This window comes from Rhodococcus sp. DMU2021 (genome assembly GCF_019641445.1).
Lineage (GTDB): Bacteria > Actinomycetota > Actinomycetes > Mycobacteriales > Mycobacteriaceae > Rhodococcus > Rhodococcus pyridinivorans.
In genome coordinates, this window is sequence record NZ_JAIFKB010000003.1 from 310,476 (window position 1) to 335,301 (window position 24,826).

General features: G+C 68.6%; 27 protein-coding genes, 2 tRNA genes and 1 pseudogene. 14 read left to right on the forward strand and 16 right to left on the reverse strand.

What is annotated here, in order from left to right; genetic code table 11:
* Positions 1 to 16: 16 nt before the first annotated feature.
* Positions 17 to 982 (reverse strand): YafY family protein, encoded by a 966-nt coding sequence (locus K3M35_RS07430; RefSeq protein ID WP_006554452.1) that lies wholly within the window; start codon positions 980 to 982, stop codon positions 17 to 19.
* A gap of 61 nt (positions 983 to 1,043) precedes the next feature.
* Between K3M35_RS07430 and K3M35_RS07435 the strand changes: the two genes are divergently transcribed.
* Entirely contained in the window at positions 1,044 to 1,616 is a 573-nt protein-coding gene (locus K3M35_RS07435) for a DinB family protein (protein WP_138843632.1), read from the forward strand.
* 1 nt (position 1,617) lies between these two features.
* Entirely contained in the window at positions 1,618 to 2,055 is a 438-nt protein-coding gene (locus K3M35_RS07440) for a VOC family protein (RefSeq protein ID WP_220666216.1), read from the forward strand.
* Between the two features lie 12 nt (positions 2,056 to 2,067).
* On the opposite strand, the gene K3M35_RS07445 is transcribed toward K3M35_RS07440, so the two are convergent.
* Entirely contained in the window at positions 2,068 to 2,457 is a 390-nt protein-coding gene (locus K3M35_RS07445; protein ID WP_006554455.1) for a VOC family protein, read from the reverse strand.
* A gap of 73 nt (positions 2,458 to 2,530) precedes the next feature.
* Between K3M35_RS07445 and K3M35_RS07450 the strand changes: the two genes are divergently transcribed.
* Positions 2,531 to 3,277: a TetR/AcrR family transcriptional regulator gene (locus K3M35_RS07450; protein WP_006554456.1), complete on the forward strand. Its 747-nt coding sequence runs from the start codon at positions 2,531 to 2,533 to the stop codon at positions 3,275 to 3,277.
* A 37-nt stretch (positions 3,278 to 3,314) separates the two neighbouring features.
* A complete protein-coding gene (locus K3M35_RS07455; RefSeq protein ID WP_039958679.1) occupies positions 3,315 to 3,536 on the forward strand; it encodes a hypothetical protein in 222 nt (73 codons plus the stop codon).
* 62 nt (positions 3,537 to 3,598) lie between these two features.
* On the opposite strand, the gene nhaA is transcribed toward K3M35_RS07455, so the two are convergent.
* On the reverse strand, positions 3,599 to 5,452 hold the full coding sequence (nhaA, locus tag K3M35_RS07460; protein ID WP_220666217.1) for a Na+/H+ antiporter NhaA: 1,854 nt from the start codon (positions 5,450 to 5,452) through the stop codon (positions 3,599 to 3,601).
* A gap of 438 nt (positions 5,453 to 5,890) precedes the next feature.
* On the opposite strand from nhaA, the gene K3M35_RS07465 reads away from it, so the two are divergent.
* A complete protein-coding gene (locus K3M35_RS07465; RefSeq protein ID WP_220666218.1) occupies positions 5,891 to 6,337 on the forward strand; it encodes a hypothetical protein in 447 nt (148 codons plus the stop codon).
* Here the strand turns inward: K3M35_RS07465 and K3M35_RS07470 are convergent.
* From K3M35_RS07470 to K3M35_RS07480, 3 genes are all read right to left on the reverse strand, one after another.
* Complete coding sequence (locus K3M35_RS07470) at positions 6,334 to 6,714, reverse strand: hypothetical protein (RefSeq protein ID WP_082937701.1); 381 nt, start codon at positions 6,712 to 6,714, stop codon at positions 6,334 to 6,336. The two genes, K3M35_RS07465 and K3M35_RS07470, sit on opposite strands and share 4 nt — an antisense overlap.
* Positions 6,715 to 6,836: 122 nt before the next feature.
* Positions 6,837 to 6,910: transfer RNA gene (locus K3M35_RS07475), tRNA-Ile, on the reverse strand.
* Positions 6,911 to 7,100: 190 nt separating this feature from the next.
* Positions 7,101 to 7,173, reverse strand: a tRNA-Asn gene (locus tag K3M35_RS07480).
* A 148-nt stretch (positions 7,174 to 7,321) separates the two neighbouring features.
* Here K3M35_RS07480 and K3M35_RS07485 point away from each other — a divergent pair.
* Positions 7,322 to 7,567 carry a hypothetical protein gene (locus K3M35_RS07485; RefSeq protein ID WP_024101344.1) on the forward strand — a complete coding sequence of 82 codons (246 nt, stop codon included), beginning with the start codon at positions 7,322 to 7,324 and terminating at the stop codon, positions 7,565 to 7,567.
* A gap of 4 nt (positions 7,568 to 7,571) precedes the next feature.
* On the opposite strand, the gene dnaG is transcribed toward K3M35_RS07485, so the two are convergent.
* From dnaG to K3M35_RS07500, 3 genes are all read right to left on the reverse strand, one after another.
* Positions 7,572 to 9,467 carry a DNA primase gene (dnaG, locus tag K3M35_RS07490; protein WP_220666219.1) on the reverse strand — a complete coding sequence of 632 codons (1,896 nt, stop codon included), beginning with the start codon at positions 9,465 to 9,467 and terminating at the stop codon, positions 7,572 to 7,574.
* Positions 9,468 to 9,610: 143 nt separating this feature from the next.
* Entirely contained in the window at positions 9,611 to 10,882 is a 1,272-nt protein-coding gene (locus tag K3M35_RS07495; protein WP_037215996.1) for a deoxyguanosinetriphosphate triphosphohydrolase, read from the reverse strand.
* A 38-nt stretch (positions 10,883 to 10,920) separates the two neighbouring features.
* On the reverse strand, positions 10,921 to 11,613 hold the full coding sequence (locus K3M35_RS07500; RefSeq protein WP_006554464.1) for a YdcF family protein: 693 nt from the start codon (positions 11,611 to 11,613) through the stop codon (positions 10,921 to 10,923).
* 86 nt (positions 11,614 to 11,699) lie between these two features.
* Between K3M35_RS07500 and K3M35_RS07505 the strand changes: the two genes are divergently transcribed.
* The 3 genes and pseudogenes from K3M35_RS07505 (at position 11,700) to K3M35_RS07515 (ending at position 14,386) form a co-directional block, all read left to right on the forward strand.
* A complete protein-coding gene (locus K3M35_RS07505; RefSeq protein ID WP_220666220.1) occupies positions 11,700 to 13,715 on the forward strand; it encodes a YgcG family protein in 2,016 nt (671 codons plus the stop codon).
* 15 nt (positions 13,716 to 13,730) lie between these two features.
* Positions 13,731 to 14,213, forward strand: a pseudogene (locus tag K3M35_RS07510) (DUF6670 family protein); the annotation flags it as partial.
* Positions 14,132 to 14,386 (forward strand): DUF6670 family protein, encoded by a 255-nt coding sequence (locus tag K3M35_RS07515; protein WP_152640943.1) that lies wholly within the window; start codon positions 14,132 to 14,134, stop codon positions 14,384 to 14,386. The pseudogene K3M35_RS07510 and the gene K3M35_RS07515, both read left to right, overlap by 82 nt.
* 81 nt (positions 14,387 to 14,467) lie before the next feature.
* Here the strand turns inward: K3M35_RS07515 and K3M35_RS07520 are convergent, their stop codons facing one another.
* On the reverse strand, positions 14,468 to 15,859 hold the full coding sequence (locus K3M35_RS07520; protein ID WP_006554466.1) for a glycine--tRNA ligase: 1,392 nt from the start codon (positions 15,857 to 15,859) through the stop codon (positions 14,468 to 14,470).
* A gap of 176 nt (positions 15,860 to 16,035) precedes the next feature.
* Here K3M35_RS07520 and K3M35_RS07525 point away from each other — a divergent pair, with 176 nt between their 5' ends.
* Together K3M35_RS07525 and K3M35_RS07530 are read left to right on the forward strand one after the other, a co-directional pair.
* Positions 16,036 to 16,419: a helix-turn-helix transcriptional regulator gene (locus K3M35_RS07525; protein WP_006554467.1), complete on the forward strand. Its 384-nt coding sequence runs from the start codon at positions 16,036 to 16,038 to the stop codon at positions 16,417 to 16,419.
* Positions 16,416 to 16,832, forward strand: coding sequence for a Fur family transcriptional regulator (locus K3M35_RS07530; protein WP_006554468.1), 417 nt, complete (start codon positions 16,416 to 16,418; stop codon positions 16,830 to 16,832). The genes K3M35_RS07525 and K3M35_RS07530 overlap by 4 nt, the downstream gene beginning before the upstream one ends.
* An 18-nt stretch (positions 16,833 to 16,850) precedes the next feature.
* Here the strand turns inward: K3M35_RS07530 and K3M35_RS07535 are convergent, their stop codons facing one another.
* Genes K3M35_RS07535 through recO form a run of 4 tightly spaced genes read right to left on the reverse strand, consistent with a single transcriptional unit; the run spans position 16,851 to position 19,420 of the window.
* Positions 16,851 to 17,408, reverse strand: a complete 558-nt coding sequence (locus K3M35_RS07535; protein ID WP_033097768.1) for a hypothetical protein — start codon at positions 17,406 to 17,408, stop codon at positions 16,851 to 16,853.
* Positions 17,405 to 17,830 carry a hypothetical protein gene (locus tag K3M35_RS07540; protein WP_006554470.1) on the reverse strand — a complete coding sequence of 142 codons (426 nt, stop codon included), beginning with the start codon at positions 17,828 to 17,830 and terminating at the stop codon, positions 17,405 to 17,407. The genes K3M35_RS07535 and K3M35_RS07540 overlap by 4 nt, the downstream gene beginning before the upstream one ends.
* Positions 17,827 to 18,633, reverse strand: a complete 807-nt coding sequence (locus K3M35_RS07545; protein WP_050993415.1) for an isoprenyl transferase — start codon at positions 18,631 to 18,633, stop codon at positions 17,827 to 17,829. The genes K3M35_RS07540 and K3M35_RS07545 overlap by 4 nt, the downstream gene beginning before the upstream one ends.
* Positions 18,590 to 19,420, reverse strand: a complete 831-nt coding sequence (gene recO / locus K3M35_RS07550) for a DNA repair protein RecO (RefSeq protein WP_072740431.1) — start codon at positions 19,418 to 19,420, stop codon at positions 18,590 to 18,592. The genes K3M35_RS07545 and recO overlap by 44 nt, the downstream gene beginning before the upstream one ends.
* 103 nt (positions 19,421 to 19,523) lie before the next feature.
* On the opposite strand from recO, the gene K3M35_RS07555 reads away from it, so the two are divergent.
* From K3M35_RS07555 to K3M35_RS26095, 3 genes are all read left to right on the forward strand, one after another.
* Complete coding sequence (locus K3M35_RS07555; RefSeq protein WP_006554473.1) at positions 19,524 to 20,933, forward strand: amidase; 1,410 nt, start codon at positions 19,524 to 19,526, stop codon at positions 20,931 to 20,933.
* On the forward strand, positions 20,924 to 21,496 hold the full coding sequence (locus K3M35_RS07560) for a TetR/AcrR family transcriptional regulator (RefSeq protein ID WP_220666222.1): 573 nt from the start codon (positions 20,924 to 20,926) through the stop codon (positions 21,494 to 21,496). Before K3M35_RS07555 ends, K3M35_RS07560 begins: the two co-directional genes overlap by 10 nt.
* Before the next feature lie 231 nt (positions 21,497 to 21,727).
* Positions 21,728 to 22,459: a hypothetical protein gene (locus K3M35_RS26095; protein ID WP_259443693.1), complete on the forward strand. Its 732-nt coding sequence runs from the start codon at positions 21,728 to 21,730 to the stop codon at positions 22,457 to 22,459.
* Positions 22,460 to 22,573: 114 nt separating this feature from the next.
* On the opposite strand, the gene era is transcribed toward K3M35_RS26095, so the two are convergent.
* Positions 22,574 to 23,491 carry a GTPase Era gene (gene era / locus K3M35_RS07570; protein WP_024101353.1) on the reverse strand — a complete coding sequence of 306 codons (918 nt, stop codon included), beginning with the start codon at positions 23,489 to 23,491 and terminating at the stop codon, positions 22,574 to 22,576.
* Positions 23,488 to 24,804, reverse strand: a complete 1,317-nt coding sequence (locus tag K3M35_RS07575) for a hemolysin family protein (RefSeq protein WP_006554477.1) — start codon at positions 24,802 to 24,804, stop codon at positions 23,488 to 23,490. The genes era and K3M35_RS07575 overlap by 4 nt, the downstream gene beginning before the upstream one ends.
* Positions 24,805 to 24,826 lie beyond the last annotated feature (22 nt).

The window sequence follows — 24,826 nt, forward strand, 5'->3', positions numbered from 1 at the left end:
CGTGCGCGAGGACCCGTCACCGATCGGAGCGGGAGGCGATCGCGGCGAGGTGCGTCGCGAGCCGGTCCGCGGCCGCCCGAAGTTCCGGTGGCTCGAGGACGACCGCCTCGAAACCCATTCGCGCGACGTGCATCACGACCCAGTCCGGGTCGTCCGCGCCGACGACGAGCACGCACCACCCGTCCTCGTCGTCCTCGACCCGCCCGACCTGCGGCGGCACCATGTCGCGCACCTGGTCGGCGTCCGCCCGCAGGCGGATCCGCGCGATGTACCGGTAGGGCGACTCCGTCACGGACCGCTGGACGTACGACACCGGATCGGGATGCTGCCGCGGCCGGAACCGCCAGGTCGTGAGGGACACGTCGCGCATCCGGTCGAGCCGGAAGGTGCGCCAGTCGTCGCGATCGACGTCCCATGCCATGAGGTACCAGCGCTGTCCGGCAGCGACCATCCGCACCGGTTCGACGGTGCGCTCGTCGTCCGCCTCCTGCCGGGTGGTGTACCGGAACCGCACACGGGTCGCGTCGCGGCACGCGCGGGCCAACGCCAGCAGCGTGTCGGCGTCGATCTCGGTGCCCGCGCCGACGACGGTCTCGGTGGCCCCGTAGATCGCCCGCACCTCCGCGCGCAGACGCGGCGGCATCACCTGATCGAGCTTTGCCAGTGCGCGGAGGGCCGCCTCGGCGGCACCGGCGATGGTGCTGCCCGACGCCAGTCGCAGCGACACCGCCGTGGCGATCGCTTCGTCGTCGTGCAGGAGCAGCGGCGGCAGTCTCGTGCCGGCACCGAGCTGATAACCACCGCCGACACCGGGGGTCGCGCGGACGGGATAGCCGAGGGCGCGCAGCCGATCGACGTCGCGGCGCACCGAGCGATCGGTCACGCCGAGTTCCGCAGCCAGTTCGTCAGCGGTCCACGAGGGGCGACTCTGCAACAGCGCAAGCACCCTCAGAACCCGTTCGGTGGTCGACTCGACGGTCACACGACGATAGTCGCACGGATCACGGACCGAAGCTGTCCGGAATATGCGCCAACCTGGAGCCATGACAGAACTCGACTGGAACCACCTACTGCGACAGCAACTCGACTATCCGGTTCGCCGTCGCCTCGACGGCCTCACCGACGACGAATACTTCTTCGAGCCCGCACTCGACTGCTGGAGTGTTCGGCCGCGCGGGACGGGCACCGCTCCCCTACTGGGAGGCGCCGGGGCGATGACCATCGATTTCGCGGTCCCCGAACCGGATCCGCCGCCCTTCACGACCATTGCGTGGCGGCTCGGGCATGTGATCGTCGGCGTGCTGGCGATGCGCAACGCGAGCCATTTCGGACGCACAGCCACCGACTACATGTCGTTCGAGTACGCAGCGACCGCGGACGAGGCCCTCGCCCAGCTCGATGCCGAACTCGCCACGTGGATTGCGGGCGTCGAGTCCCTCGGGGAAGACGGACTCGCCCGACCGTGCGGTGAAGCCGAAGGACCGTACGCCGAGTACCCGATGGGCGCGCTGGTCCTGCACATCCACCGCGAACTCATCCATCATCTGTCCGAGGTCTGTCTTCTGAGGGACCTCTACCTGCACACCCGTACCCGCGCCCGACAGGAGGCGAGCTGACATGGCCCGCGACATCCAGATCACGTTCGACTGCGCCGATCCCGCGGCTCTCGCGGACTTCTGGGCGGACGCCCTCGGCTACGAACTCCAGAAGCCGCCCGGCAATTTCGTGTCGTGGGACGACGCGCTCGACGCGATGGGGGTGCCACTCGAACGACGCAACGACGCGTCGGGCATCGTCGACCCGGACGAGGCAGGGCCCCGGCTGTTCTTCCAGAAGGTGCCCGAGGGCAAGCAGGCCAAGAACCGGATGCATCTGGACGTGCGTGCCGCGCCCGGACTCGACGGCGCCGAGCGCATGGCCGCCCTGGAAGCCGATGCCGAACGGCTCGTCGCACGCGGGGCCACGCGCCTGGAGCGTCACGACCCGGCGCCGCCGTTCGGGGCCGGCCACATCGTCATGGCCGACCCCGAGGGCAACGAATTCTGCCTCGACTGAGACTTCGCATGGTCAGGCCGGTTCCGAGACCCAGTGGACGAGTTGCCAGATGATCCCGTTCGGATCGGCGAACTGGCAGTACCGTTCACCCCACGGCTCGGTCTCCGGCTTGGTCACGACCGTCGCACCGGCTTCCGCGATGCGCGCGAACTCGGTGTCGACGTCGTCGACGACGAAGGCGATGAGCATGCCCTGACCGGCCGGGCCGGCGACGGATTCCGGCTTGAAGGTCGACAGCCCGGTACGCAGGAACACGATGTTGAATCCTGCGTCCGGGTGAGTCAACGAGACGAATCCGTCCGCCGACATCTCCTCGGTGAAACCGAAGTGCCGGATCGCGAAATCTGCCGATGCGGCAGTGTCGGCGACGTTGAGCGACAGTGCTGTGGACTTGATTTTCATAGGACCTCCCTCAGAGCAGAAACCTTGTACGGCGTATAGAGTACTCCCGAGAGCGAGTTCTCGGGAGGCATTTATGGCGCGCGATCTGATCGACCTGCTGTGGCGCGAGCATCCCGACGCGCCGACCGGTGGTTCCCGCGGGCCGAAAGCCAAGATCACCACCACATCCGCGGTGGACGCTGCGGTAACCGTCGCCGACGCGGTGGGCCTCGACGCGGTGACGATCCGTCGCCTCGCGACCGATCTGGGCGTCTCCGCCATGGCCCTCTACACCCATGTCGGTTCGCGCGACGACCTCCTCGTCCTCATGGTCGATCGGGTCCACGCCCGGCAACCCCGGCCGCCCTACGAGTCCCCGTCGTGGCGGGATCGGGTACGGCAGGTCGCCGAATCCGAACTCGAGCACTACGCCGCACACTGGTGGCTGCTGGACGTCGACGATCAGCGCACGGCCCTCGGCCCCGGCACGATCGCGAAGTACGACCACGAACTCCACGCCTTCGACGGCACGCCCCTCGGCGACATCGATCGCGACGCCGCGCTCACGTTCGTCGCGGACTTCGTGCGGGGTGCGGCCCGAGCCCGACGACCTGATCCGCACGCCGCCGACATGGGCGAGGCCTGGGCGCGATGGAACGAGCGACTCGCGCACTATCTCGGTGACGACCATCCCCTCGCACAGCGGGTGGGAGCGGCGGCCGGAGCAGAGATGAACGCCGCCTACAGCCCGCACCACGCATGGGAGTTCGGGCTGCAGCGCGTCCTCGACGGGCTCGAACCGCTCGTCTCGAATGGCGGGGTGCGACCCACCGGGGAATGATTTCCCCGAAGGTTCGTACGAGAGATTCGAGGATTTCATGAAGCGATTCGCCGCGGGCGTGCTCGGTTGTGCCGCAATCGCCTTCGCAGTGCCGGCCACGGCGTACGCAGATCCCGGCACACCTACGCTCCCCACGGAGGACTACTCCGGGTGCCGCTTCGCGTCGATCTCCGCGGAATGCCGCTGGGAAACGCTCCTCGCCAGCTTGGCCGGCCTGTTACCGACCGGATCCGCGGAGGCCGGACCCACCATCCGGTAGAAGCCGTCACGACTTGGGTGGATCCGCCCCCGCTTTCCGGGGTCGGATCCACCCGAATCGCATCACCTCTCGCGCACCTCTTCGAGCCTGCGGATCAACGTCGCCGCGTCGAACGGGCCGGTGTGCCGGGCGAGGTCCGATCCGGTGGCGCCGAGGTAGAAGGTGGGCGTTCCGAAGACGTCGCTGGTCTCGGCGTCGAGATCGTCGTCCTCGACACGGTGACGGTACCGCCCCAGACGAAGGTCCTCGTCGAACCTGTCCATATCGAGACCCAACTGCTGGGCGTGTTCGTAGATCTCGTCGCGGGACAGAGCGTCGCTGTGGGCGAACAGGTGGTCGTGCATGTCCCAGAATCGTCCCTGCGCCGCCGCAGCCTCGGCCGCTTCGGCGGCGAACCGGGCGTGCGGGTGGTGTTCATCGAGGGGAAGGTGCCGGAAGACGTACCGCAGGTCGTCGCCGAAGTGCTCGCGCACGTCGCGGATGCTGCCGGTGGCCTTGCTGCAGAACGGGCACTCGAAGTCTCCGTACTCGACGAGTGTGAGCGGAGCGTCGACCGGTCCCCGTATGTGGTCACGGTTCGGATCCACCGGACGCAGCAGCACGAGCCCGGCAGATCCCTGCGGCGGATTCAGGCGGTCGGACAGCCGGAACAAAGCCCAGCCCAGCGCCGTGGCGAGAACAGCCGCGAGAAGGACGCCGATTCGGGCGTCGTTGGCCGCTTCGGGAGATTCGATCGCCAGATCCACGATGAACAGTGAGATCGTGAACCCGATGCCGGCGAGCGCGGCACCCCCACCGACGTGCGAGAGGGTGAGTCCCGGCGGCAGGCTGCCCGGACGCAGGCTCGAGAAGACGGCAGTGGCCGCGGTGATGCCCACGAGTTTGCCCACCACGAGACCGAGGACGACGCCCCACGTGATCGGCGACCGGATCGCAGTGCCGACGGTCTCGGCGGAGATCACCACACCCACGTTGGCGAGGGCGAAGATCGGCACGACGAGGAACGCCGTGTACGGCTGGTAGAACCGTAGCAGCCGCTCGTTCACGGACACCGCGCGGAGCACCCCGAGTTGCGCGGCGCGCGCGTAGTCGGAGTTGGGCGACTGGCGGAACGCCCGCGTGAGTTCGCCGGCGCGCTCCACCTCGCTGCGGCGCGGCGGATAGACGGGAAGGATCAACGCGATCAGTACACCGGCGAGGGTCGGGTGCACACCGGATTCGTAGAACGCCACCCACGTCCCTGCCGCGACGACGAAGTAGACGACGCCCCGCCACACCTCGAGCCGGCGGAACTGCAGGATCAGCAACAGTCCGATCGCGGCAGGTATCAGGTAGACCGGCTGCAGATCGTCGGTGTAGACGAAGGCGATGATGGCGAGGGCGCCGATGTCGTCGGCCACGGCCAGCGTGAGGATGAACACGCGCAGGCGGGCCGGGCAGCGGGGTCCGACCAGCGCGAGCGCACCGAGCACGAAGGCGGTGTCGGTGGACACGACCACACCCCACGCTCCTGCGGCCTCCCCGCTGGGGTTGATCAGCAGAAACAGTCCCGCAGGTAGCGCGAGCCCCGCGATTGCCGCCACGAGCGGGACCGCGGCGCGCGTCCGGTCGGTGAGCTCTCCCATGGTGAGCTCGCGTTTGACCTCGAGGCCGACGACGAAGAAGAACAGCGTCATGACTGCGTCGTTGACCCAGTGCTCGAGGTCGAGATCGATGCCGTAGTCGCCGATGCTGATGCTGAGAGGTGTGTGCCAGAACGCCTCGTACGAGTCGCCGAGGTTGGCCCAGACCAGAGCGATCAGGGTCGCCGCGAGTACGACGCCTGCCGCGAGCGTGTCGTCGTCCGTGCCGTCGCGGACCCCTGCCAGGAGATCGGACGCCCGGCGGAGCGTCGTCGGTTTCTCGTCGACCGTCATGTGCTCCCTCGTTCCACGGTCCGCTTCGAGCAACGTCGGTGCCGGTGAGTACGCCGACGAAACCGCACAACGCCGGACCCCGGGACGATTATTTCCGGAACCGACCATTCGGAACTGCATTGTCCGAACACAACAATGCAACCGGTTCCGCCGTCCAGGAGGCGGAATGCACCCCTCCGACTACCGACCTCGTCCGAAACTAGACCGAATCGTTGTGCCAACAACCGATTTCGGCGGTTCGACAGCCCGACCGTTACATTCCGCCGCTTCGTGTCACCTCCACGGACGATAGCCCTGCGCGTCCGCGCCGGGTATCGTCACGATCCACCGAAGCGTCGGTTCCGAATAACCCTCGGCGAGAACAACTTTCCTAAGTTCTCTTACGGAGAGGAGGTGGATCCGTTGCTGCACAGGGGAACGATCCGAAGAACCCGATGGATGTTGATCACCGCACTGGGAGCAGGGGTGCTCGTCGCGGCGACGACACATCAGCCCGTCTCTGGGGACGGGACCGACCCGACGGTCGCGCATGTCCGGTCGTCACACTCCTCGGTCCCGGCGTGTGCGCCGCCGGACGGCGCGCCCGCCTGGCGTCCGGACGAGCTCGGCGACCACGCGGATCCACCGGCTGCGATCGGAGCGGTGGCGAACGGACGGATCGGAGGCGTCTTCCATCCGTCCACCACGGTTCGACTGGTCGGCCTGGACGTGTGCGAGCAGTACATCGACCGCAGCATCGTCACGACGAGCGAGGGTTGGTTCCTGTTCACCGGTCTCATGCCGGGTCGCTACACGCTGTTGGGAGACGACGGAACGGTGCTCACCGAGGTCGAGGTCTCCGCCGAGTCATCGGATCACTCCGGACTGGTGCCGGCCCCTGGTTAGGCCGTCAGCACGAGGAGGTAGCCGCCGCCGGCCGACTCGATCCTGGTGTCGAACCGCACTCCTGGCTCGAGGCGCGACAAGCGGTCGAGGAGCCATTCGGAGGCGTCCTCCGCGTCCGACTTCTCGGGACACCGGGCAACGGCGACGCGACCACCCTTGCGGGTGAGCTGCTCGACGACGCCGATGATGGGCGCCGGGTCGACGACGAAGAGCCGGTCGGACCACGGCACGACGGGTTTGACGGCACCCTTCTTGGTGTTGCAGGCGCGGTGCGCGAGTCGCTCGACTCCGCCCTTTCCCTTGCCACCCTTCTTGGCGGTGTTGATGCTGTCGATGCTGGGACCGCGCGGGTCGTTGACCGACATGTCGGGGTCCACGGGCTCGTCGCACAACCAGCAACGCCACGCCTCGTGCTCACCGACTTCTCGAAGGGTGCTCATGGGGTCGAACGCTACCGTTCCGACAAGCAGGAACATCTCGCGGCCATGAGCGAAGGATGTGGGGCGGGCGGGGCTCGAACCCGCGACCAGCGGATTATGAGTCCGCGGCTCTAACCGACTGAGCTACCGCCCCGTCGCGACGACATGCGTCGCACAGTGCCGCACTGCTCGCACGGCGCGATCGAATGCTACCCGGACACAGCGGGCAACACTCTACCGGGTACGAAGTAACAGAGATCACATCGGTGAATGTTCTGCCGCATAGGCACCCCCGGATACACAGAATCCTCCCACCCGTGACGGGTGGGAGGATTCTGTAGGCGCTCCCCCGGCTGGACTCGAACCAGCAACCGTTCGATTAACAGTCGAATGCTCTGCCAATTGAGCTACAGGGGATTGTCCTGCGGTGCTCCGCGGTTTCCCCCGGTGCGTGAAAAACCATAGCGTCCCACCCGCCGCAGCACCAAATCGCCTGCTTGTGGGCATGCTGCGGGGTCATCGGGCAGGATGGGGACGACGCAGTCACAGGTGGAAGGACAACACATTGATGGGTTTGCTGGTCGGGGTCGCTGCGGGATACGTACTCGGCACCCGAGCGGGTCGCGCGAGGTACGAACAGATCAGCAAGACGGCCAAGGCGGTGGCCGCGAGCCCCGTCACGAAGAAGGCGATCGAGGTGGGCCGGCAGAAGCTCGCCGACTCGCTCAGTCCTCAGCCCAAGCTCGAGCCGATGAAGCCCATCGACGAGACGACCACGATCATGATCCCGCGGGACCAGTTGAAGAAGTAGACGGTCAGCCGGCCAGGCCGTCACCGATGGCCTGGTCGAGCAGGCTCCGCCGGTACTGTTCGAGCGCCATGAGGTCGCCGAGCAGGGCGTGGAACTCCTCGGACTCGGTGGCCGGGGAAATCCGCTGCAGTTTGGACTTCAGTTCGGCCACCTGCTCGCCGACCCAGACCTCCTGCAGCCGGGCCAGCACGCCACCGATGTAGCGCGGCAGCCGGTCCTCTTCGGCGGGGACGGGTTCGACGGCGAGTTCCATCACGAGCGAGTGCGCGACGGGATCGGTCGCTGCCCTGCCGACGGCGTCGACCCACTCGGCTCCCCCGAGGCCCGCTGCGGTTCCGCCGGCGTCGGCGACGGCCTGCCGCACGGCCGCGTAAGCAGGGTCGGTGAAGGTCTCCGGCGGCAGGGAGTCGAAGACGGTCCCGGCGATACCCGGATACTGCAGCGCGGCCTTCAGCGCGTCGCGCTGCGGCCACAGCGTCGGATCATTCGGCCGAGGGCGGCGCAGGGCCGACACGGACTGCGCCGTGGCCGTCGCGGGCCGCGCCTTGGCTTCCGGTGCACGAACTCCTCGCCGTGCCTCCTCCTGCACACGCCGACGCACGGTGGGGATGTCGTCCCATCCCGTCCAGTGCGCGAGTTGCACCGCGTAGTTGTCGCGGATCGTGCGGTCCTTGATGCGGCCCACAACGGGGACACATCGGCGCAGGGCCTCGACGCGACCTTCGACGGTGTCGAGGTCGTGTTCGGCGAGAATCGATTTCACGACGAACTCGAACATCGGGGTGCGGCGGGCCACGAGGTCGCGCACCGCACCGTCGCCCGACTGCTGCCGCAACTCGCACGGGTCCATGCCCTTGGGGGCGATCGCGACGTAGGTCTTCGCGGCGGTTTTCTGATCGCCCTCGAACGCCTTCATCGCCGCCGCGCGACCGGCGTCGTCGCCGTCGAAGGTGTAGATGACCTCCCCGCGGAAGAAGCTGTCGTCCATGAGCAGGCGACGCAGCAGCGCGAGATGTTCGTCACCGAAGGCGGTGCCGCACGCGGCGACCGCGGTCTTCACGCCGGCCAGGTGCATGGCCATGACGTCGGTGTATCCCTCGACGATCACGGCCTGATGCGACTTGGCGATCTCGCGCTTGGCGAGGTCGAGGCCGAACAACACCTGGGACTTCTTGTACAGCACCGTTTCCGGTGTGTTCATGTACTTGGCGGTGATCTGGTCGTCGTCGTACAGACGGCGGGCACCGAAGCCGATGACGTCGCCCGCGAGATTGCGGATGGGCCACAGCAGTCGACGGTGGAAGCGGTCGATCGGACCGCGGCGTCCCTGCCGGGACAGTCCTGCGGCCTCGAGTTCGGAGAATTCGAATCCCCGGCCGAGGAGGTGCTTGGTGAGCGCGTCCCAGCCGGCGGGTGCGTAGCCGCAGCCGAACGTCTCGGCGGCTGCCTGGTCGAAGTTGCGTTCGGTCAGGTAGTCGCGGGCGGCCTGGGCGTCGGGCGCGCGCAGTTGCTCGGCGTAGAACTGCTGGGCGGCCGCGTTCGCCGCGACCAGCCGGGCACGCGTGCCCCGGTCGCGTTGGACGGACGGACCGCCGCCTTCGTAGTTCAGCGTGTAGCCGACACGCTCGGCGAGCTGCTCGACGGCTTCGACGAAGCTGACGTGTTCGATCTTCTGCAGGAACGAGTAGACGTCGCCGCCCTCACCGCAGCCGAAGCAGTGGTAGTGCCCGTGATTGGGCCGCACGTGGAAAGACGGGGACTTCTCGTCGTGGAAGGGACACAGGCCCTTGAGCGAGTCGGCGCCTCCGCGCTTGAGTGCGACGTACTCGCCGACGATGTCCTCGATGCGCACGCGGTCGCGAATGGCCGCGATGTCTCTGTCTGAAATACGGCCGGCCACGAGACGAGTCTAAGCCGCCGGGCAGACTGCCCGGCACGACGGTCCGGCGCAACCCACACCCGCGAGCGCGTAAGCGCGTCCCTCCGGACAGATGCACGGCGCCGGACTCGTGCTTGTGTCCGCGAAGGGCGCAAACGTCGGTGTCAGCCCCAGCTCGCCTGCGCGGCGAGGCTGTCCCGGTCGATCCGTTCGAGGCGCGATTCGGTGCACGACGCGATCTGATCGACCACGACCCGTACCTTCGCAGCATCGTCGGGCGCGGCCTTCCAGGCGGCGACGAAGAACGGGTCGAGACCGACCGGCGCGGTGCGCAGTAGCCACTCGGCGACGCGGTGGATGCGTTCGCGTTGCGATTCCTGGCGGGTGCGGTGGGCGCGGTCGGACATGACGAACTGCAGCGCCATCGTCTTGAGCAACGCGACCTCCGAGACCACGATCGGCGGGACCACGAGGTCGGCGTCGTACCGGGTGACGCGTCGGCCTTCCGTCGCCTCCCGGGTCCCGAGGATCGCTGCGTTGGCGAAGCGGCCCACCAGCTCGCTGGTCAGCTTCTTGAGCGCGACCGAGCAGGCGAGGGTGCCGTCGAAGGTGCCGACGGCGCGGACCACCGGCATGGAGGACAACCGCTTCGCCGCCTCGGTGAGCTCGGCCGGGTCGAGACCCGAGAATTCGCGCATGCCCACCTCGATGAGTCCGGCGACATCGTCGGGATCGTCGAGCATCCGCAGGTCGATGCGACCGTCGATCACACCGTCCTCGAGGTCGTGCACCGAGTACGCGACGTCGTCGGACCAGTCCATGATCTGCGCCTCGAGGCACTTGCGGCGCTCGGGTGCGCCTTCGCGGATCCAGTGGAGGATCTCGGCGTCGTCGTCGTACGAGCCGAACTTCGCGCCCGGGCGCGGACGCGTCCAGGGGTACTTGAGCGTCGCGTCGAGCGAGGCGCGGGTGAGGTTGAGACCGGCGCTCGAGCCGTCCGGATAGAGGATCTTCGGTTCGAGGCAGGTGAGGATGCGCAGGTTCTGCGCGTTGCCTTCGAATCCGCCGCAGGACTCCGCGACCGCGTCGAGTGCCCGCTCGCCGTTGTGCCCGTAGGGCGGGTGCCCGATATCGTGGGCGAGGCCGGCCAGGTCGACGAGATCGGGGTCGGCGCCGAGCCCTTCGCCGATGCTGCGGCCGATCTGCGCGACCTCCATCGAGTGCGTCAGACGGGTGCGCGGGGTGTCGCCGTCACGGGGGCCGACGACCTGTGTCTTGTCGGCCAGGCGGCGCAGGGCCGCGCAGTGCTGCACGCGCGCACGGTCGCGTGCGAAGGCGGTCCGCTCGGACGCCGCTCCCTCGGACCCGGCGAGCGCCGAGGTCTTGCGCGGCTCTGCGACGCGCCGTTCGAGATCGTGTTCGCTGTAGCCCTGCATCACACTGCCTTCCGTCACCGAAGACCCTACGTTCCGCCTCACTGCTGCGCCGTGTACGGGAAATCGGCGGAGAAGTGGGTGATCTGGTACCAGATCAACGCGCCGGTCTCGCGGGCGATGCCGTGCAGCTGCGACTCGCGGGTGAACACCGCCGGACCCTGGCGGGTGGGAGCGGTCCAGGCGTCGAGACCGGCGTCGCGCGCCATGGTCCGGGTACGCAACGAATGCCACGGGTCGCTGACGAGCACGACCGACGACAGGCCCAGCTCCGACATCTCGCGGCTGACGGCCTCGACGCTGAGCAGTGTGTCCGAGCCCTCTTCGACGGCGACGATCGACTCGGCGGGCACCCCGCGCGAGACGAGATAGTTCTTGCCCGCCGCGGCCTCGGTGAACAGGTCGCCCTCCTGCTTGCCGCCGACGGTGACGATCCGCGGCGACACTCCCGCTTCGTAGAGCTTGAGGGCCTGCTCGAGGCGGGCCTCGAAAACCGACGACGGTGTGCCCGAATACTGCGCGGCCCCGAGCACGACGATGGCGTCGGCGGGGGTGCGGTCGTCGATCCGCGCGACCTGCCACACCCGCAGCGCCGTACCGCCGACGACGAGGACGGCGGCGAGCAGCACCCCGATGATCAGTCGCCGGAGCCAGCGCGCGATGCGCGCGCCGACCCCGAGGTCGTCCCCGGTGTACGTCGCGGTGGTGCCGGTGCGGCGGGATGCGGTGCTCACCCCCTGATTCTGCCAGCGAACGAGAACGCGTCGACCGGACGACGCGCCGACCCCGTCCTCACCTCGCAACCACTAGATTCGATTCCATGGCACACGTATCGGCCGCACCGCTCCGGCGACCTGCAGCACCGCTCCGGCGACCTGCACGGTCCGCGCTCGCATTCGTCCCCGCCCTGCTGGCAGTGACCGCGTGGCTGCTCCTTCCCGCGGCGGCATCCGCGGAGCCACCCTCGCGGCTCCCCCAGCCGATCACCGACACCGCGGGCGTGCTCGACGACGCCGACGTCACACGCATCCAGGAAGCGACGAACACCCTCTACGACGAGCACGGCCTGCAGTTGTGGGTGACCTACGTGTCGAGCTTCGACGGACGCGACTACAACAGTTGGGCGCAGGCCACCGCGGAGGCAAGCAATTTCGGTCCCGACACCGCGCTGCTGGCGGTGGCGACCGACGACCGCGAGTTCGCGCTGTGGACACCGACGGGTTCGGAGATCTCCGAGAGCGAGCGCGACCGGATCAGCTCGTCCGGCGTCGTGCCGGCCCTGCGCAACAGCGATTGGGCGGGCGCCGCCGTGGGCGCGGCCGACGGGTTGAGCAACGCCCTTACGCCGTCGGCTGCTCCGGTGACGACGCTGCTCGTCGGCGGCGGTGTCATCGCGGCCGGTGGTGCCGGGCTCTACGCCTACAACCGGCGGTCGAAGAGGAAGCGCGCCGACGCCGGTGCCGCGCAGGCCGCGCAGGTCGATCCGGCCGACACGACCGCTCTGCGCGGTCTGCCGGTCGAGGGTCTAGACCAGTATGCACAGACCCTCCTGGTGGACACCGACAACGCGGTGCGGTCCAGCGCCGAAGCGCTCGAGCTCGCCCGGGGTGAATTCGGGGACTCCGCGGTGGCTCCTTTCGACCGCGCACACCGGCAGGCACAGGTCGCGTTGGCGAACGCCTTCGAGATCCGTCAGCGCCTCGACGACGACATCCCCGAGACGCCCGAACAGCAGCGCGACATGCTCGTGCAACTCGTCTCCTCGTGCGGGCAGGCGAACCGCGAACTCGATGCGCAGGTCGAGGCGTTCGACAAGATGCGCAACCTGCTGCTCGATGCCCCGGCCCGTCTGGACGGCCTCACGCAGCGCGCGATCGCGCTGCAGGCCCGCATCCCCGAGGCCGAGCGGATTCTGGGGCAGCTGCACTCGGAGTTCCCGGCGGGCGCCCTGACTCCGGTGGTCGACAACGTCTCGCTGGCGCGGGAGGAGATCTCGTTCGCCGAGAACGCGATCGACCAGGGACGCACGGCGGTGGCGCGACCGGTCGGTGAGCAGGGCGACGCCGTGCGCGCGATCCGCGAGGCCGAACGCGCACTGGGGCATGCCGCGACGCTGCTCGACGCGCTCGACCATGCGGCGGAGGACATCCGGCGCGCGATCGCGACGCTTCCCGCCGCGGTGGAGGACGCCGAACAGGGTGTCGCCGACGCGAAGCAACTCCTCGACGCGGGCGGCCCGGAGCTCGTCGACGCCCTGAAGGCCGTGCAGGAAGCCCTCGACCACGCCCGGGCCGAGCAGCACACCGACCCGCTGGGCAGTTTCACGCGGGTCGTCGAGGCCGATGCGCGTCTCGACGAGTTGCGTGCCCGGACGCGGCAGGCGAAGCAGCAAGCCGAGGAGATGCGGCGCCGCCTCGAACAGGATCTGAGCGCAGCGCAAGCGCAGGTCACCGCCGCGGCCGACTTCATCGGGACCCGCCGCGGCGTCGTGGGCGCCCAGGCACGCACCCGCCTGTCGGAGGCGCAGCGGCACCTGCAGGCCGCGCAGCAGGCAGCCGAGTCCGATCCGGCGGCCGCCATCCAGTACGCGCGGTCCGCCGCGTCGCTGGCCGCGCAGGCACTGCGCAGCGCCCAGAACGACATGCAGCGCTGGAACAACCAGCACCGTCCGCCCCGCGGTGGTTCGTCGGACGGCAACGTCGCCGGTGCCGTGCTCGGCGGCATCCTCATCAACAGCGTGCTCAACAGCGGCCGCGGCGGTGGCTTCGGTGGCGGTTTCGGTGGGGGCGGTTTCGGGGGCGGCGGCTTCGGCGGATCGAGTGGAGGACGCTTCTAGACCGGACGCTACCCCCACTACGAACTCATGAGACGCCTCGGAACGGTCGACGTCGCGCTGACACCGACCGACACGGACACGGTCTCATGGTTCTTCCGCAGCCCGCTCTACAAGCACTTCGGGTTGCTCACCGAATACGAGGGCACCTTCACCCACCAGGGTCGCAGCGTCACGGCCGACGGTCTGTGCTCGTTCGAGTACGGGGCGATACCGAGCCCGTATCTGATGCGGTCCACTCCTCTGCCGCCCGCGGCGAAGGCTCCGCTCGACCATTTCGTCTACCAGATCGTCGATCTCGACGCCGACACGCAGATCCTGTTGAGCCGCTACGCGATCGGTGACCGACCGTTCATGACGACGGCGATCCTGCGTACCCGCAGCGGTGCGGAACCCGCTGCCGGGACGTGGATTTCGAGATGGTTGAACTGCGCGACCAGTCCGAGCCGACTCCCTACGGCATCCCGATGCAGGTGCCGCGCCGGACCCGGTTCCTGGTGAAGGACACCCGCGGTCGTCCCTGGTTGGATTTCGAAGGGATCATGGACACCCCCTTCACCTACGGGCTGAGCACCGGATTCGTCACCGGTTTCGCATGGTCGGCGATCTGGCGGGGTGAGGAGATCTCCGGCCGCAGATATTTCGAGTACATCGATCGGCGCTCGACGAGGTGACCGCTACGAGCACCCGGCTACGAAGCGACAGATGCCCTCCGGTCCGTCGGGACCGGAGGGCATCTGCGTCGATCGGATCGGTCAGCAGCCGATCAGGCGCTGCGCGAGGTAGCCCTCGACCTGGTCGAGGCTCACACGCTCCTGCGCCATGGTGTCGCGCTCACGGATCGTGACGGCCTGGTCCTCGAGGGTGTCGAAGTCGACTGTGATGCAGAACGGGGTGCCGATCTCGTCCTGGCGACGGTAGCGGCGGCCGATGGCGCCGGCGTCGTCGAACTCGATGTTCCAGTTCTGGCGCAGCTTCGCGGCGAGGTCCTTGGCCTTCGGGCTCAGGTCGGCGTTGCGGCTGAGCGGCAGCACGGCGGCCTTGACCGGCGCGAGACGACGGTCGAGGCGCAGCACGGTGCGCTTGTCGACGCCACCCTTGGCGTTGGGTGCCTCGTCCTCGGTGTAGGCGTCGACGAGGAAGGCCATGAGCGAACGGGTCAGGCCGGCCGCCGGCTCGATCACGTAGGGCGTGTAGCGCTCATTGGTGGCCTGATCGAAGAAGCTCAGGTCGGTGCCGGAGTGCTTCGAGTGCGTCGACAGGTCGAAGTCGGTGCGGTTCGCGACGCCCTCGAGCTCACCCCATTCGCTGCCCTGGAAGTGGAAGCGGTACTCGATGTCGACGGTGCGCTTCGAGTAGTGCGACAGCTTCTCGAGCGGGTGCTCGTAGAGGCGCAGGTTGTCCTTGTTGATGCCCAGATCGGTGTACCAGTTCATCCGGTAGTCGATCCAGTACTGGTGCCACTGCTCGTCTTCGCCGGGCTTGACGAAGAACTCCATCTCCATCTGCTCGAACTCGCGGGTGCGGAAGATGAAGTTGCCGGGCGTGATCTCGTTGCGGAAGCTCTTGCCGATCTGGCCGATGCCGAAGGGCGGCTTCTTGCGCGAGGTGGTGAGCACGTTCGCGAAGTTCACGAAGATGCCCTGCGCCGTCTCGGGGCGCAGGTAGTGCAGGCCTTCCTCGCTCTCGATCGGGCCGAGGAAGGTCTTGAGCATCATGTTGAAGTCGCGGGGCTCGGTCCACTGGCCCTTGGTGCCGCAGTCCGGGCAGACGATCTCGGTCATCGGCACGGCGTCGGGGTCGTCGAGCTTGTTCTTCTCGGCGTAGGCCTCCTGCAGGTGGTCCTGCCGGTGACGCTTGTGACAGCTCAGGCACTCGACGAGCGGGTCGTTGAAGACACCGACGTGGCCGGAGGCGACCCAGACCTGACGCGGCAGGATCACGGACGAGTCGAGGCCGACGACGTCCTCGCGGCTGGTGACCATGTTGCGCCACCACTGCTTCTTGATGTTGTCCTTGAGCTCCACGCCGAGCGGCCCGTAATCCCACGCGGACCTGGTGCCGCCGTAGATCTCACCGCAGGGATAGACCAGGCCCCGGCGCTTGGCGAGGTTGGCGACGGTATCGATCTTGGATTTGGGTGCCACTCGGTTTCTCCATCTTCGATGCGGGTTTTCGCAGCATGCGTCGATCTGTAAGCCTATCGCTCCTCGTTCGCAGCTCGAATTCGCGCCGGTTGACATGCACAACCGTGCATATCAAAATGGAATCGATTTGCAATAAGGCCCGCCGACCGGCGGCCGCCCCTGCCCCGAGGAGCCCCGTGAGCATCGACGCCGATCCACGCGAGTGCAGCACGGGCGAGCGCGCCCGCGGCCCGATCGGCAGCGACGCCCTGCCGTCCCCGGTCGATGTCTCCCCCGGCGCCCTGATCGCGGCCGGTGAGCTGCTGCGCGCACTGTCGGCACCCGTCCGCATCTCGATCGTGCTCGAACTGCGCGAGTCGGCCCGCTGCGTGCACGAACTCGTCGGCGCCCTCGGCGTCACCCAGCCGCTCATCAGCCAGCATCTCCGCGTGCTCAAGACCGCCGGCGTCGTGCGCGGCGAACGCTCGGGACGCGAAGTGCTCTACCACCTGGCCGACGACCATCTCGCCCGCATCGTCGTCGACGCCGTCGCTCACGCCCAGGAAGGACGATCGCAGTGACCTCCGCCCGCAAACCTCTCGTGGGGGTCCGCTCGACCCGTCAACGCAGCGCCATCGTCGACCTGCTCGACAACACCGAGGAGTTCCGGTCCGCCCAGGACCTGCACGACGAGCTGCGCAAGCGCGGCGAGGGCATCGGCCTGACGACCGTCTACCGCACCCTGCAGTCGCTCGCCGAGGTCGGCAGCGTCGACGTGCTGCGCACCGACAGCGGCGAGTCGTTGTTCCGGCGGTGTTCCTCCGGGCACCACCACCATCTCGTGTGCCGCCACTGCGGCTTCACGGTCGAGGTGGACGGCCCGGAGGTCGAACGCTGGTCGCACGAGGTGGCCGAGTCGAACGGCTTCGTCGACGTCAGCCACACCGTGGAGATCTTCGGCAACTGCCGCGAGTGCGCCCTCGCTCAGGGCTGAACCGACGGCCCGCGGCCGTCAGCCGCAATCGCAGTCATCACAACCGCAGCCGTCGGCGAGCAGGTTCTCCTCGCCGTCCTCGGCCTCACCGTCGAAGACCGACGCTTCTCCGCCGAGACGCTGCGCCAATGCGCGTGCCTGCTCGACGACCGGCACGAGCGACGCGACGGCCCGCACGAGATGGATCGGGACGAGCGGCGACGCCGCGACCCGCAGTTCGACGGTGACTCGGTCCTTGTCGAGGACGAACTTGACTTCGGGGAACTCGACCTGCAGGTCGCCGAGGACCTCGGCGGCGCGGGTGCGGCCCGTGATGCCCTCGACCAGGTAGGTGGTGAGCAGCACGAAGCCGCCCTCGGCGTCGACCGTCGCGTAGGTGAGCACGTCGTCGATCCAGATCGGGATCTCGCCGTCCTCGTCGGGCTCGGGCGCTTCCTCGAGAATCTCGGACAGTGTCTCCACCACAGCGGCGCGCAGCATGTCGTCGTCCTCGGTGGGGATCGCGACGGCGTGCGTCCCGTCGGCGGCGACGACCTCCTCGGTGGTGGTCTCGGCGTCGATGTCGGTGGTGGTCACGAATTCTCCTTGGGATCGGGGGTGCCGGCCACGGCGCCACGCGCGTCGGCGGCACCGTCGAGCACGAGCAACAGCATGGTGGTCAGCGCCGTGTCGTCGAGCCCGGTCGCGGGGAACGAGTACCGCAGCACGACGTCGGCGTCGGTCTCGCGTTCGATGAGGTGGACCGAGCCGAACTGCAGGGCGTCGGCGGCGGCCGCGACCCGACCGCGCACGGCGTCGTCGAGCGGAAGATCCCACGCGAGCACTCCGGTGACGGAGACCACGTCGAGTCCTTCGGTGAGCGTGACGACCTGCAGCGCGAAGGGCACGGCGCCGTAGTCGAATCCGAACGAGCCGTCGCCGTCGGCGGCGGACGACGGGGTGCGGACGTCGACGAAGGGCGTCAGCGCGCCCGCGATCCGCTCGCGCAGCGAGGTCACTTCACACCACCGAACCGCCGGTCGCGGGAGGCGTATTCGACGCACGCCGCCCACAGATCGCGCCGGTCGAAATCGGGGAACATCGTGTCCTGGAAGACGAGTTCGGCGTAGGCCGACTGCCACAGCAGGAAGTTCGAGGTGCGCTGCTCGCCCGAGGGCCGCAGGAACAGGTCGACGTCGGGCATGTCGGGCTCGTCGAGATACCGCGCGATCGTCGACTCCGTGATCCGTTCGGGATCGAGTTCCCCTGCCGCGACCCGGCGGGCGATCTCCCGTGCGGCGTCGGCGATCTCGGCGCGACCGCCGTAGTTGACGCACATCGTGAGAGTCATGACGTCGTTGTCCTTCGTCAGTTCCTCGGCGATCTCGAGTTCCTTGATCACGCTGCGCCACAGGCGGGGACGGCGACCGGCCCACCGGACGCGCACCCCCATCTCGTGCATCTCGTCGCGGCGGCGGCGGATCACGTCGCGGTTGAAGCCCATGAGGAAGCGGACCTCGTCGGGGCTGCGCTTCCAGTTCTCGGTGGAGAAGGCGTAGGCCGAGAGCCACTCGACGCCCATCTCGATACATCCGCACACCGTGTCCATCAGCACGGCCTCGCCGCGTTCGTGGCCGGCGGTGCGCGGCAGACCGCGCTCCTGCGCCCAGCGACCGTTGCCGTCCATCACGAGCGCCACGTGCTGGGGGATCAGCTCGGGTTGCAGCACGGGAGGTCGCGCGCCCGACGGATGCGGGTCGGGCGGCCGGATCACCCGCTCAGGCGATGGGGGCGTGGTACGTCGTCGAATCACGGTCCCCATCCTGCCGGACACCCCGGGCGACGTCATCAACCCGGTTCCCCGTCGCAGGTTCGGTGCGACCGCGCTCGACGAGGGGCAGCGAACGCAGTTGCCGTTCGAGATGCCACTGCAGGTGCGCGGCGACGAGCCCGCTGGCCTGGCGACGCACCGCTGTGTCGGCGGCCTCGGTGTCGGCCCAGCGTCCGTGGTTGAGCGCGTCGAGCAGCGCCAACACACCCGGGGCCGGGGTGGCCGCCCCCGGCGGACGGCAGTGCACGCACACCGCACCACCGGCGGCGACGTGGAAGGCGGTGTGCGGGCCGGGACGGTCGCAGCGCGCGCAGTGGGTGATCGCCGGCGCCCATCCCGCGTAGGCCATGGCCCGCAGCAGATAGGCGTCGAGTACGAGTTCGGGTGGCCGGGTGCGGTCGCACACCGCGCGGAGGGCGCCGACGGTGAGTGCGTGCAGGCGCGGCACGGGCGCGCGTTCCTCACCGGCGAGGCGTTCGGCGGTCTCGAGGATCGCGCACGCGGTGGTGTAGCGGGGGTAGTCGTCGACGATACCCACCGCGAAGGCGTCGAGGGTCTGCACCTGGGTGATGACGTCGAGACTGCGGCCCGGGTGGAGCTGGACGTCGATGTGGGCGAACGGTTCGAGCCGTGCGCCGAACTTGGAGCGTGTCCGGCGCACGCCCTTCGCGACGGCCCGCACGAGACCGTGCCGACGCGTCAGCAGGGTGACGATACGGTCGGCCTCGCCCAGCTTGTGCTGGCGCAGCACCACCGCGTTGTCCCGATAAAGCCTCACTCCCCGAGTCTGTCATGTCGCGGTGACACGGGACGGTCCACGAAGGGACTCGACACCCAGAACGGGAACGCGTTATTGTTCGTTCGAACGAACGGGGGAACGAATGGACGCTCGAACCGACCTGCGCGACCTGAAGGCGACCGTCGAGGCACTCGACCGCGGCGAGACCACCTCCACGGACCTCGTCCGTGCGAGCCTCGACCGGATCGACGAATCGCAACCGCACCTGAACGCCTTCCGCGTCGTGCGCCGCACCACCGCACTCGACGAGGCCCGCGAGGCCGACCGGCGCCGCGCGAACGGCGAACGCCTCCCCCTGCTGGGTGTCCCCATCGCGATCAAGGACGACACCGACATCGTCGGCGAGACGACGATGTTCGGCTGCGCCGGCACCTTCGCCCCGAAGGACACCGACGCCGAGGTGGTGCGTCGCCTGCGGGCCGCCGGCGCGGTGATCGTCGGCAAGACCCACTCCCCCGAACTCGGCCAGTGGCCGCTCACCGGCGGCGACGCCTTCGGGCACACCCGCAGCGCGTGGTCGCGCGACCACACCCCCGGCGGCTCGTCGGGTGGCAGCGCCGCGGCCGTCGCGGCGGGACTCGTGCCGGCCGCCCTGGGATCCGACGGCGCCGGATCGGTCCGCATCCCCGCCTCGTGGTCCAATCTCGTCGGCATCAAGCCCCAACGCGGCCGGATCTCCATGTGGCCCGACGCCGAATCCTTCAACGGACTCACCACGCACGGCCCACTCGCCCGCACGGTCGCCGACGCGGCCCTGCTCCTCGACGTCGTGTCCGGGAACCACCCCGGCGACCGGCACGCGTGCGCGCCGCTGACCGTCTCCGACGCCGTGGGACGAGATCCCGGCAGACTGAACATCGCTCTGTCGCTGAAGATCCCGTTCACCGCGACACCCACCAGCCTCGACGCCCGCGTCCGCACCCGCATCGCCGCACTCGCCGCGGTACTGCGCGATCTCGGCCACGAGGTGACGCTCGCCGATCCCGACTACGGAATGACGTTCGGTCTCACCTTCCTCCCTCGATCCATGGCCGGTATCGAGGATTGGTTGTACCGCCTGCCCGACCCGTCCCTCGCCGACGTGCGCACCCGCGCCAACGCCCGCACCGGCCGGTTCCTGCACGGTTATCCGTTGCGGGCGGCGCGCGCGGTCGAACCGCGACTGCACCGTCGGGTCGGCCGCATCTTCGACCGGTTCGACGTCGTACTCGCCCCCACCACTGCCACACCGCCGCTGCCGGTGACGGCGATCGACGGCATCGGCGGCTGGGCGACCGACAAGGTCATCACCGGCGCATGCCCCTACGCGTGGCCGTGGAACGTGCTGGGCTGGCCCGCGATCAACGTCCCCGCGGGTTTCACCGAGGAGCGACTGCCGGTGGGTGCCCAACTGCTCGGCCCGGCGAACTCCGAACCGCTGCTGGTGTCCCTCGCCTCCCAACTCGAATCGGTGCTGCGCTGGCACGAACACACCCCGGAGCGATGGTGGTGACCACGCGCGACGACGCCCGCTCGCGGATCGTCCACGCCACCCTGTATCTCGTCGGCACCGACGGGGTCGCCGGGGTGACGAACCGGCGCATCGCGGCGCGCGCCGAAGTGTCGCTCGGTTCGATCACCTACCATTTCCCCACCCAGGCCGACCTGCTGCGCGCCGCGCTCGAGTTCTTCGTCGACGAGGAGACCGAGCGGCTGCGAGAACTCGCCGAGCAGTATCGATCCCGGGCCCTGTCGCTGACGGAGGCCGCCGAACTCACCGAACGCGTCGCCCACGACCTGACCTTCACGGCCGAACGCATCGCCCCCTTCGAGCTCTATGTGCAGGCGGCGCGCGACGAGGAACTGCGGCGGGTCGCCGAACGCTGCTGGCGTGCCTACGACGCGTTGACTGCCTCCGTCCTTTCCGCGCTGGGAGTGCCGGATCCGGAGACGATCGCCCCGACGGTCGTCGCGACCATCACCGGGCTGCAACTGCGCCGCCTGTCGACGGGTACGGAGCCGGATCTGTCGGAGGCCGTTCTGCTGCTGCACGGCGCGGCGGCCACGCGTCGCTGAGTTCCCTTCGGTCACCGGCCCCGGCGTGACGACGCGTTCACATCCGCGTCCGCGACGAAACACCACCGTCACGAATTATGCCGTGTGCACAATTCTTTCGCGTCGCGAGTGGTTCGTCGGCCGATTGCCGAGCCCTGTCCGACTCTTCGAGATCGACATGTTCCGACCGACGACGGCGGTGCCGCCCATCGATGCTCGCGGCGATGCTGCACCATCGGCGCCGACGAACTCATGGTGCGTCCCTTCGGGCGCTGGATGATCAACGGCCGTATCGCCTACGTCGTGCTGTTCGTCGTCACCTATCTGCTGTCGTTGTTCTTCTGCCCACACCTGCTCTCGCGATCATCGGTGCCGTGCTGCTCCCGGCGGCGATCAAGGCCGGGCTGCCGCCGCTCGGCCTTGATCGCCCTCGCGATTTCCGGACAGGGCGTGGCCCTCGAACATTGCGCCACCCATTTCGTCGACGGCTTGGTCCACGCGTTCAAGGCCATGGGAATCATCCTGCCGGTGGCCGGATTCGTGTACCCCGGCATCCCCGACTACTCCGGTTCGATCCTGGGACTCGAGGACGGCACCGGGCCGGCCTTCCTGTTCGACGCCGTCGAGAGCATCCAGACCCGCATTCCCGACAACGGTCTCTTCGCCGCGTTCAGCATGATCCTGATCGGTATGCTCATCGGTCTGGACGGCTCCGGCTGGGCCGGTCTGCCGCTTACCGGTGGTATCGTCGCCGCGCTCGCCCCGCAGGCCGGAACGGACACCGCAACGCTTGCCGCCCTTGCGCAGAACGCCGCGACCTGGACCGGCGGCGGCACCCGCGTCATCTGGTCGTCGCTGATCGTGGTCGCGGGCTTCTGCCGCGTCCCGGTCGGAGATCTCGTGCGACGACTCGCGATCCCGGTGGTGAGCGGATTGCTCGTCGCCGCTGTCGCCGCTTCGACGTCTCCGCCGCCGTCGCCATGACACCGCGGCCGGCGGAACTGATCGACCGCTTCAGCGCGTTCGTCGGCACCGACCTACCTCGCGTCGATGTGGGTCGCCCGGCCGATCACCGCGTCCACCCCGTAGGGCTCGGCGTCAGAATCCCAGACGGCCCAGCTGTTTGGGGTCTCGCTGCCAGTCCTTCGCGACCTTCACGTGCAGGTCGAGGTAGATCTTCACGCCGAGGAGCTTCTCGATCTGGGTGCGTGCGGCGGTGCCCACTTCGCGCAGCCGCGCGCCCCCCTTGCCGATGACGATGCCCTTCTGGCTCGGCCGTTCGACGTAGAGCAGGGCGTGCACGTCGAGCATCTCGCCCTGCTTCTCGGTGCGACCCTCGCGTTCGGTGATCTCCTCGATCACGACGGCGAGCGAGTGGGGCAGCTCGTCGCCGAGACCTTCGAGGGCGGCCTCGCGGATGAGCTCGGCCATCAGGGTCTCTTCCGGCTCGTCGGTGAGCTCGCCGTCGGGATAGAAGGCCGGTCCGGGTTCCATGTGCGAGACGAGGACGTCGACGAGGACCTCGACCTGCTCACCCGAGGCCGCGGAGACCGGCACGACCTCGCAGTTCTCGCCGAGGAGCTTCGACACGGCGAGCAACTGCGCGGCGACCTGCTGTTTGCCCACCTTGTCGATCTTCGTGACAATGCCGATGACCGGGGTCTTCGGCGCCATGTGGCGCACCTGCTCGAGGATCCAGCGGTCGCCGGGGCCGATCTTCTCGTCGGCGGGGAAGCACATGCCGATCGCGTCGACCTCGGAGTAGGTGTCCTGCACCAGGTCGTTGAGCCGCTGGCCGAGCAGGGTGCGCGGGCGGTGCAGTCCCGGGGTGTCCACGAGGATGAGCTGGGCGTTGTCGCGGTGGACGATGCCGCGGATGGTGTGGCGGGTGGTCTGCGGGCGCGACGAGGTGATCGCGATCTTGCTGCCGACGAGCGCATTCGTGAGCGTCGACTTCCCGGTGTTGGGCCGGCCGACGAAACAGATGAAGCCGGAACGGAAGTCGGTGTCGGTCATGCATGCTCCTCGGTGGTGGCCGTATCGGTATCGGTGGGTTCTTCTTCGGGGCTGACGCGCTGCACGAAGACGGTGCTCACACGCACCCGCCCGCGGACGTCCGGTCCGCCCTCGCCGCGGAGCAGCAGGCCGTGGGTCCGTACCTCCGCACCCGGCAGAGGAACTCGGCCGAGTTCGTAGCCGAGGAGTCCGCCGACGGTGTCGACCTCGTCGTCCTCGATGTCGATGTCGAACAGTTCGCCGAGGTCCTCGACGGGAAGTCGCGCGGAAACGCGGTAGGTGTCGTCGCCGAGTTCCTCGACGTCGGGGATCTCCCCGGTGTCGTACTCGTCGGCGATCTCGCCGACGATCTCCTCGATGACGTCCTCGATCGTCACGAGACCGGCGATGCCGCCGTATTCGTCGACGAGGATCGCCATGTGGTTGCGGTCGCGCTGCATGTCGGCGAGCAGATCGTCGAGGCGCTTCGAATCCGGCACGAAGACCGCCGGTCGCATGACGTCGGCGACGGAGACGCTGCGTCCGCCGTCGCGGTGGTAGTAGGTCTGCTGGACGAGATCCTTGAGGTAGACGACACCGCGGATGTCGTCGACGTTCTCACCGATCACCGGGATCCGCGAGTGCCCGCTGCGGACGGCGAGCGAGGTGGCCTGACCGGCCGTCTTGGTCTCCTCGATCCACACCATCTCGGGGCGTGGAACCATGATCTCGCGAGCGGTGGTGTCGCCGAAGTCGAACACCGACTGGATCATCCGGCGTTCCTCGTCGGCCACGACCCCGCTCTCCTGAGCGAGATCGACCAGTTCGCGCAGCTCGATCTCGTTGGAGAACGGGCCGTTCCTGAAACCGCGACCGGGTGTGACCGCATTGCCTACGCTGATGAGGATTCGGCTGATCGGACCGAGCAGGACACCGAGTACCCGCAGCGGTCCGGTGGCGGCGAGCGCGATCGGGTACGCGTGCTGGCGTCCGAGCGTGCGCGGGCTGACCCCGATCACGACGTAGTCGACGATCACCATCACCGCAGCGCCCACGACGAGCGCCCATGTGCGGTCGAGCACGGCGAGCAACGCACCGACGAGCACGACGGTGGCGGTGATCTCGCAGAGGATGCGCAGCAGCACCGTCAGATTGACGTAGCGGGGCCGATCGTCGAGCAGACCGAGCAGGCGGCGCGCACTGGGGCGGCCCTCCTTCGCGAGTTCCTCGGCGCGCGCCGCGGATACGGTGTTGAGCGCGGAATCGACGGCGGCGAACAGGCCGCCGAGCACCACCAGGACGACCGCCAGGACGACGAGGGGCACGGTACTCACGCGATCGTCACTCCCTCGATCG